Origin of the sequence: Paraburkholderia sediminicola, assembly GCF_046026855.1 — a bacterium.
Classification (GTDB): Bacteria; Pseudomonadota; Gammaproteobacteria; order Burkholderiales; family Burkholderiaceae; genus Paraburkholderia; species Paraburkholderia sediminicola_A.
Genome location: NZ_JAQQET010000020.1, coordinates 155863 through 165709, shown reverse-complemented (window position 1 = coordinate 165709; position 9847 = coordinate 155863). Strand labels below are relative to the sequence as shown.

Below are 9847 nucleotides of genomic sequence, written 5' to 3'. Positions count from 1 at the left end.
TGCAGCATCAGAAACCCCACCCCGCAAAGGTGGGGTTTCTGCGTTTACGGCAGCGCTGGAGTCACTATATAAGTGAGAGCTATGAGTTTGGAACGGTCAGTCAAGCCTTGACAGCAAGCGGTTGTTCCCTCATAATCATCAGTTCTCTGCGGAGGGGTGCCCGAGTGGCTAAAGGGGGCAGACTGTAAATCTGTTGGCTTACGCCTACGTTGGTTCGAATCCAACCTCCTCCACCAGAATGCAAGTTGTAGCAGTAGTTGGGAATCCATGGATCCTTGCGGGTGTAGCTCAATGGTAGAGCAGAAGCCTTCCAAGCTTACGACGAGGGTTCGATTCCCTTCACCCGCTCCAGCAACAAAGAAGTAGCGCCCATGTGGCTCAGTGGTAGAGCACTCCCTTGGTAAGGGAGAGGTCGGCAGTTCGATCCTGCCCATGGGCACCAGAAGTACTCGGTGATTGTTTGCGCGCGGCGCAACGTACGGATAAATCCTCTTAGGAGTCGAAAATGGCCAAGGGTAAGTTTGAGCGGACCAAGCCGCACGTGAACGTCGGCACGATCGGTCACGTTGACCACGGCAAGACCACGCTGACGGCAGCGATCACGACGGTTCTGACCAAGAAGTTTGGCGGCGAAGCAAAGGCATACGACCAGATCGACGCGGCGCCGGAAGAAAAGGCACGTGGTATCACGATCAACACGGCGCACGTCGAGTACGAAACGGCTAACCGCCACTACGCGCACGTCGATTGCCCGGGCCACGCTGACTATGTGAAGAACATGATCACGGGCGCAGCGCAGATGGACGGCGCGATCCTGGTGTGCTCGGCCGCAGACGGCCCGATGCCGCAAACGCGTGAGCACATTCTGCTGGCGCGTCAGGTTGGCGTTCCGTACATCATCGTGTTCCTGAACAAGTGCGACATGGTGGACGACGCAGAGCTGCTGGAGCTCGTCGAGATGGAAGTTCGTGAACTTCTGTCGAAGTACGACTTCCCGGGCGACGACACGCCGATCATCAAGGGTTCGGCCAAGCTGGCGCTGGAAGGCGACACGGGCGAGCTGGGCGAAGTGGCGATCATGAATCTGGCCGACGCGCTGGACACGTACATCCCGACGCCGGAGCGCGCAGTTGACGGTGCGTTCCTGATGCCGGTGGAAGACGTGTTCTCGATCTCGGGTCGCGGCACGGTGGTGACGGGTCGCGTTGAGCGCGGCGTCGTGAAGGTCGGCGAAGAAATCGAAATCGTGGGTATCAAGCCGACGGTGAAGACGACCTGCACGGGCGTGGAAATGTTCCGCAAGCTGCTCGACCAGGGTCAGGCAGGCGACAACGTGGGTATCCTGCTGCGCGGCACGAAGCGTGAAGACGTGGAGCGTGGTCAGGTTCTGGCGAAGCCGGGCTCGATCAACCCGCACACGCACTTCACGGCTGAAGTGTACGTGCTGAGCAAGGACGAAGGCGGCCGCCACACGCCGTTCTTCAACAACTATCGTCCGCAGTTCTACTTCCGTACGACGGACGTGACGGGCTCGATCGAGTTGCCGAAGGACAAGGAAATGGTCATGCCGGGCGACAACGTGTCGATCACGGTGAAGCTGATCAACCCGATCGCGATGGAAGAAGGTCTGCGCTTCGCAATTCGCGAAGGCGGCCGTACGGTCGGTGCTGGTGTCGTTGCCAAGATTCTCGAGTAACGCCAGATAGTTCTCGTTAATCGGTAGTTTCGGGGTTGGCGGCGTCGTCAACCCCAAAATGGTTTAGGGGTATAGCTCAACTGGCAGAGCGTCGGTCTCCAAAACCGAAGGTTGGGGGTTCGATTCCCTCTGCCCCTGCCAACTCACGCGTCATATGTGACGCTTCGTTAAGGTGTTATGGCGAATCCTTCCGTCGAAACTGTAAATACATCCGGCGACAAGCTGATGCTCGTCGCGGGCGTATTGTTGGTCTTGGCCGGGTTCGTGGGATTCTTCTGGCTCAGCGGCCAGGAATGGTACGTCCGCGGAGCCGCCTTGGCTGTTGGCGCTATCGCGGGTGTTGCAGTCGGTCTTCTCTCCGCGCCTGGCAAGGGTTTCATCGCTTTCGCCAAAGACTCGTACAAAGAAGTTCGTAAGGTTGTCTGGCCGACTCGTAAAGAGGCCACCCAGACAACACTCGTAGTGTTCGGCTTCGTGTTCGTGATGGCGATCTTTCTTTGGATTAGCGATAAATCCATCGAATGGGCGATTTTCTCGGTGATTCTGGGTTGGAAATGATATGAGTGATACTCCGGCATCCCCGAGCGGCAAACGTTGGTACGTGGTGCACGCCTACTCCGGCATGGAGAAGAGCGTGCAACGTGCGCTTCAGGAGCGCATTGAACGTGCTGGCATGCAAGACCAATTTGGTCAGATCCTTGTTCCGACTGAAGAAGTGGTCGAGGTGAAAGGCGGTCACAAATCGGTGACCGAGCGTCGTTTCTTCCCGGGCTATGTCCTTGTGGAAATGGAAATGACGGACGAAACGTGGCACCTCGTGAAGAACACGGCAAAGGTGACGGGTTTCGTCGGTGGGGCGCGTAATCGTCCGAGTCCGATTTCCCCGCGGGAAGTCGAGAAGATCATGTCGCAAATGCAGGAAGGCGTGGAAAAGCCGCGTCCGAAGACCCTGTTCGAAGTAGGCGAGATGGTTCGGGTGAAGGACGGTCCGTTCACGGATTTCAACGGCAGCGTCGAAGAAGTGAACTACGAAAAGTCGCGCGTCCGTGTTTCCGTTACAATCTTTGGCCGCGCAACGCCGGTCGAGCTGGAATTCGGCCAGGTCGAAAAGTTGTAATCCAGAATTCTACGGGGCACACCAATCGGTGCGTCCCGTATTTCGCGCTTACGGTCCGCGTAATGGCCGTTGAGGAGCGTAAGTAGTCTGTTTTCCGGCGAACGCGCGCTACTACTCACTGAATGTCCGCTTGTACCACGGCGGCGTTCCTAAGAGGTTTTCAACATGGCAAAGAAAATCATCGGCTTTATCAAGCTGCAGATTCCTGCAGGTAAAGCCAACCCGTCGCCGCCGGTCGGTCCGGCACTGGGCCAGCGCGGCCTGAACATCATGGAGTTCTGCAAGGCGTTTAACGCGCAGACTCAAGCTATGGAACCGGGTCTGCCGATTCCGGTTGTGATCACCGCGTTCGCGGACAAGAGCTTCACGTTCGTTCTGAAGACGCCGCCGGCTACGGTTCTGATCAAGAAGGCAGCGAAGATCGACAAGGGTTCGGCCAAGCCGCATACCGATAAGGTCGGCAAGATCACTCGCGCTCAAGCTGAAGATATCGCCAAGGCCAAGATGCCTGATCTGACGGCGGCTGATCTGGACGCAGCGGTTCGTACAATCGCTGGTAGCGCCCGCTCGATGGGCATCACCGTGGAGGGCGTGTAAATGGCTAAGCTTTCAAAGCGTCTGCAAGCATTTGCAGCCAAGGTTGATCGTCAAAAGCTGTACGCGGTCGACGAAGCTCTGTCGCTCGTGAAGGAATGCGCAAGCGCTAAGTTCGACGAGTCGATCGACGTTGCAGTGCAACTCGGCATCGACGCGAAGAAGTCGGACCAAGTGGTTCGCGGTTCGGTCGTACTGCCGGCTGGTACTGGTAAGTCGGTTCGTGTGGCCGTGTTCGCACAAGGTGAAAAGGCTGAGCAAGCTCGTGCAGCTGGCGCAGAAATCGTCGGGATGGAAGACTTGGCTGAACAAGTCAAGGCTGGCAAGCTGGACTTCGATATCGTGATCGCTTCGCCGGACACGATGCGCGTTGTCGGTACGCTCGGTCAGATTCTCGGCCCGCGCGGCCTGATGCCTAACCCGAAGGTTGGCACGGTTACGCCGGACGTCGCGACTGCCGTCAAGAACGCCAAGGCTGGCCAGGTGCAATTCCGTGTCGACAAGGGCGGTATCATCCACGCCACGATCGGCCGTGCTTCGTTCGAGCCGACGGCTCTGCGTAGCAACCTGAACGCTCTGGTCGACGCGCTGCAAAAGGCGAAGCCGGCAACGAGCAAGGGTGTGTACCTGCGCAAAGTTGCGCTGTCGAGCACGATGGGTGTTGGCGTTCGCGTCGACCAGGCATCGATCGCAGCACAGTAATAAATTCATCGCCTCGATGTGAGTCGAGGCGGTTTTATGGGCTTTGGGCGGTCGCAAGATGGCAGTTTGCATCGTGCGGCCGGTTGTCAAAGACCGTTGGCGGGAACGCAGCAGGCAGGCGGTCCCTTAATGTAAAGCCAACGCAGATGGCGAACCCGAAAAGGTTTTGTAGTGATGAAGCCGCTGGATGTCCGCAGAAATGTGGGGATCGGGCGGTCGAAATACTCCTGACTGGTCGGACGCCGTTATTGAACGCGGTACACAAGGCGCACGCTGCGTGTATCGAATCTGGAGGTTAACCGTGCCACTCAATAAAGAAAGCAAGCAGGCCGTCGTCGCTGAGGTTGCCGCGCAAGTCGCGAAAGCCCAGACCGTGGTTCTGGCTGAGTATCGTGGGATCACGGTTGGCGATCTGACCAAGCTGCGCGCGAAAGCGCGTGAGCAACAGGTTTACCTTCGTGTGTTGAAGAACACGCTGGCGCGTCGCGCTGTTGAAGGTACCCCGTTTGCTTCTTTGGCAGAGCAGATGACCGGTCCCCTGATCTACGGCATCTCGGAAGATGCCATTGCTGCTGCTAAGGTCGTCAACGACTTCGGCAAAAGCAATGACAAGTTGATCATCAAGGCTGGTTCCTACGAAGGCAAGGTGATGGACAAGGCTGGCGTGCAAGCGCTGGCAAACATCCCGAGCCGCGAAGAACTGCTCTCCAAGCTGTTGTACGTTATGCAAGCACCTGTTTCCGGCTTTGCGCGCGCTCTGGCCGCGCTGGCAGAAAAGAAACAAGGCGAAGAAGCTGCTGCGTAACGCACTTCAGTCGAGCGTGATTGATCGCTGGCTGTATCCGAATTCAATTTAGGAGTATTTCAAATGGCAATCGCAAAAGATGACATCCTCGAGGCAGTAAGCTCGATGTCGGTTCTGGAACTGAACGAGCTGGTTAAGGCGTTCGAAGAAAAGTTTGGCGTGTCGGCAGCTGCTGTTGCAGTGGCAGGCCCGGCAGGCGCAGCTGCAGCTGTCGCTGAAGAGCAAACCGAATTCACGGTCAACCTGACGGAAGTCGGCGCGAACAAGGTTTCGGTCATTAAGGCTGTTCGTGAACTGACGGGTCTCGGCCTGAAGGAAGCGAAGGACCTGGTTGACGGTGCACCGAAGCCTGTTAAGGAATCGGTACCGAAGGCTGCTGCTGAAGAAGCCAAGAAGAAGTTGGAAGAAGCCGGCGCGAAGGCTGAAATCAAGTAAGTTTCGGCGCGTTGTGCGAAGGCTGGCGGTTTTCCACCGCCGGCCTTTTTGTGCTTTGTGGGGACCACGTTTTTGCCAGCCGATTTCGGCAAGAACAGGGGCCCCAGAGGCCAAAGAGAATCGTCTATCGGCAGTATTGACCGGTGCTTCTCTTTGTCTTCTGAAGCGACTGCAGAAGGCAAGTTTGGTCGGGTAGCGGGCAACACAGGCATCCGCTGCCGTCAGCCAGCGGTTGGTAGCGGCCAACCACCAAGCTTCTAGGCTCGTTCAGGCCATCGGACGGCCATCGGGTCTCAGTCGGTGAACACTCGGGTTGTCTCATCAAGGTATCCTGCCTCGACAACAATGCCCGCCGTGATTCGGAGATCGTATGCAATATTCCTTCACCGAGAAGAAGCGCATTCGCAAGAGTTTTGCGAAGCGCCCCATCGTTCACCAAGTACCTTTCCTGCTGGCTACCCAGCTTGAATCATTCAGCACGTTTCTGCAAGCAGACACGTCGTCCACGCAGCGCAAGCCGGAAGGCCTGCAGGCTGCGTTTACATCCGTTTTCCCGATTGTTTCGCACAACGGGTTCGCACGTCTGGAGTTCGTCAGCTACATGCTGTCGCCGCCGGCATTCAACATCAAGGAATGTCAGCAGCGCGGTTTGACTTACTGCTCGGCACTGCGCGCGAAAGTGCGTCTGGTGCTGCTCGACAAGGAGTCGCCGAGCAAGCCGGTCGTCAAGGAAGTGAAGGAACAAGAAGTGTATATGGGCGAAATTCCGCTCATGACGCCGACGGGTTCGTTCGTGATCAACGGCACGGAACGTGTGATCGTTTCGCAGCTGCACCGTTCGCCGGGCGTGTTCTTCGAACACGACAAGGGCAAGACGCACAGCTCGGGCAAGCTCCTGTTCTCGGCACGTATCATTCCTTACCGCGGTTCGTGGCTCGACTTCGAATTCGATCCGAAGGACGTGCTGTACTTCCGCGTCGACCGCCGCCGCAAGATGCCGGTCACGATCCTGCTGAAGGCGATCGGCCTGACGCCGGAACAGATCCTCGCAAACTTCTTCGTGTTCGACAATTTCACGCTGATGCCGGAAGGCGCGCAGATGGAATTCGTGCCGGAGCGTCTGCGTGGTGAAGTCGCACGTTTCGACATTACGGATCGTGACGGCAACGTGATCGTCCAGAAGGACAAGCGGATCAACGCCAAGCATATTCGCGATCTCGACAACGCGAAGACGAAGTTCATCTCGGTTCCGGAAGACTATCTGCTCGGCCGCGTGCTGGCGAAGAACGTCGTCGACGGCGACACGGGTGAAGTCATCGCTAACGCGAACGACGAAATCACCGAAACCGTCCTCGAAAAGCTCCGCGAATCGAAGATCAAAGACATCCAGACGCTGTACACGAACGATCTGGATCAAGGTCCGTACATCTCGTCGACGCTGCGTATCGACGAAACCGCGGACAAGATGGCCGCTCGCATCGCGATCTACCGCATGATGCGTCCGGGCGAACCGCCGACCGAAGAAGCAGTCGAGGCGCTATTCAACCGTCTGTTCTACAGCGAAGACGCATACGACCTCTCCAAGGTGGGTCGTATGAAGTTCAACCGCCGTGTCGGTCGCGACGAAATCGTCGGTCCGATGACGCTGCAAGACGACGACATCCTCGCAACGATCAAGATCCTGGTCGAACTGCGCAACGGCAAGGGAGAAGTGGACGATATCGACCACTTGGGCAATCGTCGTGTGCGTTGCGTCGGCGAACTGGCGGAAAACCAGTTCCGCGCAGGTCTCGTGCGTGTCGAACGTGCTGTGAAGGAACGCCTCGGCCAGGCCGAAAGCGAAAACCTGATGCCGCACGACCTGATCAACTCGAAGCCGATTTCGTCGGCGATTCGCGAGTTCTTTGGTTCGTCGCAGCTGTCGCAGTTTATGGACCAGACCAACCCGCTGTCGGAAATCACCCACAAGCGCCGTGTTTCGGCTCTTGGCCCGGGCGGTTTGACGCGTGAGCGCGCTGGCTTTGAAGTCCGCGACGTGCACCCGACTCACTACGGTCGTGTGTGCCCGATTGAAACGCCGGAAGGTCCGAACATCGGCCTGATCAACTCGCTCGCACTGTACGCGCACCTGAACGAATACGGCTTCCTCGAAACGCCGTATCGCAAGGTTGTGGACAGCAAGGTGACCGATCAGATCGACTATCTGTCGGCGATCGAAGAAGGCCGTTACGTGATCGCTCAGGCGAACGCGGCGGTGGCTGCTGACGGCTCGCTGACCGACGAACTGGTGTCGTCGCGTGAAGCAGGTGAAACGCTGATGGTTACGCCGGACCGCATCCAGTACATGGACGTGGCGCCGTCGCAGATCGTGTCGGTGGCGGCATCGCTGATTCCGTTCCTCGAGCACGATGACGCGAACCGCGCATTGATGGGTTCGAACATGCAGCGTCAGGCTGTGCCGTGTCTGCGTCCTGAAAAGGCCGTGGTTGGTACGGGCATCGAACGCACGGTGGCAGTCGACTCGGGTACGACGGTTCAGGCATTCCGCGGTGGTGTGGTCGATTACGTCGACGCAGGCCGTATGGTGATCCGCGTGAACGACGATGAAGCCGTTGCTGGCGACGTCGGCGTGGACATCTACAACCTGATCAAGTACACGCGTTCGAACCAGAACACGAACATCAACCAGCGCCCGATCGTGAAGGTCGGCGACATCGTGTCGCGCGGCGACGTGCTGGCTGACGGTGCATCGACCGACCTCGGCGAACTGGCTCTCGGCCAGAACATGCTGGTCGCGTTCATGCCGTGGAACGGCTACAACTTCGAAGATTCGATTTTGATCTCGGAGAAGGTGGTTGCTGACGACCGTTACACGTCGATCCACATTGAAGAACTGAACGTCGTAGCTCGCGATACGAAGCTCGGACCGGAAGAAATCACGCGCGACATCTCGAACCTGGCTGAAGTGCAACTCGGTCGTCTCGATGAGTCGGGCATCGTCTACATCGGCGCTGAAGTCGAAGCAGGCGACGTGCTGGTCGGTAAGGTCACGCCGAAGGGCGAAACCCAGCTGACGCCGGAAGAAAAGCTGCTGCGCGCGATCTTCGGTGAAAAGGCTTCGGACGTGAAGGACACGTCGCTGCGCGTGCCGTCAGGCATGAGCGGTACGGTGATTGACGTTCAAGTGTTCACGCGTGAAGGCATTCAGCGCGATAAGCGTGCGCAACAGATCATCGACGATGAGCTGAAGCGTTATCGCCTCGACCTGAACGACCAGCTGCGTATCGTGGAAGGCGATGCATTCCAGCGTCTCGCACGTATGCTGACCGGCAAGGTCGCGAACGGCGGTCCGAAGAAGCTCGCGAAGGGTACGAAGATCGACCAGGCTTACCTGGAAGATCTCGACCACTACCACTGGTTCGATATCCGCCTCGCGGACGAAGAAGCAGCGGCACAGCTCGAAGCGATCAAGGACTCGATCGAACAGAAGCGTCACCAGTTCGATCTGGCGTTCGAAGAAAAGCGCAAGAAGCTCACCCAGGGCGACGAACTGCCGCCGGGCGTGCTGAAGATGGTCAAGGTGTATCTGGCTGTGAAGCGTCGTCTGCAGCCTGGCGACAAGATGGCCGGCCGTCACGGTAACAAGGGTGTGGTGTCGAAGATCGTTCCGATCGAAGACATGCCGTACATGGCCGATGGCCGTCCGGCTGACGTCGTGCTGAATCCGCTCGGCGTGCCGTCGCGGATGAACGTGGGTCAGGTTCTCGAAGTACATCTGGGTTGGGCCGCGAAGGGTCTCGGCTGGCGTATCGCCGAAATGCTGCAGCGTCAGGCGAAGATCGTTGAACTGCGCGAATTCCTGACCAAGATCTACAACGAGTCGGGCCGTGCTGAAGAGCTGGACAGCTTCACAGACGACGAAATCGTCGAACTGGCGAAGAATCTACGCGAAGGCGTGCCGTTTGCAACGCCGGTGTTCGACGGTGCGACGGAAGAAGAAATGTCGCGCGCGCTGGATCTGGCATTCCCGGACGACATCGCGAAGAACCTCGGCATGACGCCGTCGAAGAACCAGGTGCGTCTATATGACGGCCGCACGGGTGAGATGTTCGAACGCACGGTGACTGTCGGCTACATGCACTACCTGAAGCTGCACCACTTGGTCGACGACAAGATGCACGCACGTTCCACGGGCCCGTACTCGCTCGTGACGCAGCAGCCGTTGGGCGGTAAGGCGCAGTTTGGTGGCCAGCGTTTCGGTGAAATGGAAGTGTGGGCGCTCGAAGCGTACGGCGCATCGTACGTGTTGCAAGAAATGCTGACGGTGAAGTCGGATGACGTGGCGGGCCGGACCAAGGTGTATGAGAACCTGGTCAAGGGTGATCACGTGATCGACGCTGGCATGCCGGAATCCTTCAACGTGCTCGTGAAGGAAATCCGCTCGCTCGGTATCGATATCGACCTCGACCGCAACTAATCGGACTACGGAGAGAAAGCA

At 57.9% G+C, this 9847-nt stretch carries 8 protein-coding genes and 4 tRNA genes; all 12 read left to right on the top strand.

The window, feature by feature from the left end; genetic code table 11:
• Positions 1-150: 150 nt before the first annotated feature.
• The 12 genes from PQR40_RS22720 to rpoB all read left to right on the top strand — a co-directional run bounded on the left by PQR40_RS22720 (position 151) and on the right by rpoB (position 9826).
• Positions 151-236: transfer RNA gene (locus PQR40_RS22720), tRNA-Tyr, on the top strand.
• Positions 237-277: 41 nt separating this feature from the next.
• A tRNA-Gly gene (locus tag PQR40_RS22715) sits at positions 278-351 on the top strand.
• A gap of 16 nt (positions 352-367) precedes the next feature.
• A tRNA-Thr gene (locus PQR40_RS22710) sits at positions 368-442 on the top strand.
• Positions 443-505: 63 nt separating this feature from the next.
• Entirely contained in the window at positions 506-1696 is a 1191-nt protein-coding gene (gene tuf / locus PQR40_RS22705; RefSeq protein WP_063497539.1) for an elongation factor Tu, read from the top strand.
• Between the two features lie 65 nt (positions 1697-1761).
• Positions 1762-1837: transfer RNA gene (locus PQR40_RS22700), tRNA-Trp, on the top strand.
• 36 nt (positions 1838-1873) lie between these two features.
• Positions 1874-2254: a preprotein translocase subunit SecE gene (gene secE, locus PQR40_RS22695; RefSeq protein WP_046567533.1), complete on the top strand. Its 381-nt coding sequence runs from the start codon at positions 1874-1876 to the stop codon at positions 2252-2254.
• Position 2255: 1 nt separating this feature from the next.
• Entirely contained in the window at positions 2256-2813 is a 558-nt protein-coding gene (gene nusG / locus PQR40_RS22690; protein WP_007180147.1) for a transcription termination/antitermination protein NusG, read from the top strand.
• 165 nt (positions 2814-2978) lie between these two features.
• Positions 2979-3410 (top strand): 50S ribosomal protein L11, encoded by a 432-nt coding sequence (gene rplK, locus PQR40_RS22685; protein ID WP_074262715.1) that lies wholly within the window; start codon positions 2979-2981, stop codon positions 3408-3410.
• Entirely contained in the window at positions 3411-4109 is a 699-nt protein-coding gene (gene rplA / locus PQR40_RS22680) for a 50S ribosomal protein L1 (protein ID WP_408241263.1), read from the top strand.
• A 301-nt stretch (positions 4110-4410) separates the two neighbouring features.
• The gene (gene rplJ, locus PQR40_RS22675; RefSeq protein WP_054043370.1) at positions 4411-4914 is read left to right on the top strand and encodes a 50S ribosomal protein L10; all 504 of its coding nucleotides are present in this window, start codon (positions 4411-4413) and stop codon (positions 4912-4914) included.
• A gap of 63 nt (positions 4915-4977) precedes the next feature.
• Positions 4978-5349 (top strand): 50S ribosomal protein L7/L12, encoded by a 372-nt coding sequence (gene rplL / locus PQR40_RS22670; RefSeq protein ID WP_172318043.1) that lies wholly within the window; start codon positions 4978-4980, stop codon positions 5347-5349.
• Positions 5350-5719: 370 nt separating this feature from the next.
• Positions 5720-9826 (top strand): DNA-directed RNA polymerase subunit beta, encoded by a 4107-nt coding sequence (gene rpoB / locus PQR40_RS22665; RefSeq protein ID WP_408241261.1) that lies wholly within the window; start codon positions 5720-5722, stop codon positions 9824-9826.
• Positions 9827-9847 lie beyond the last annotated feature (21 nt).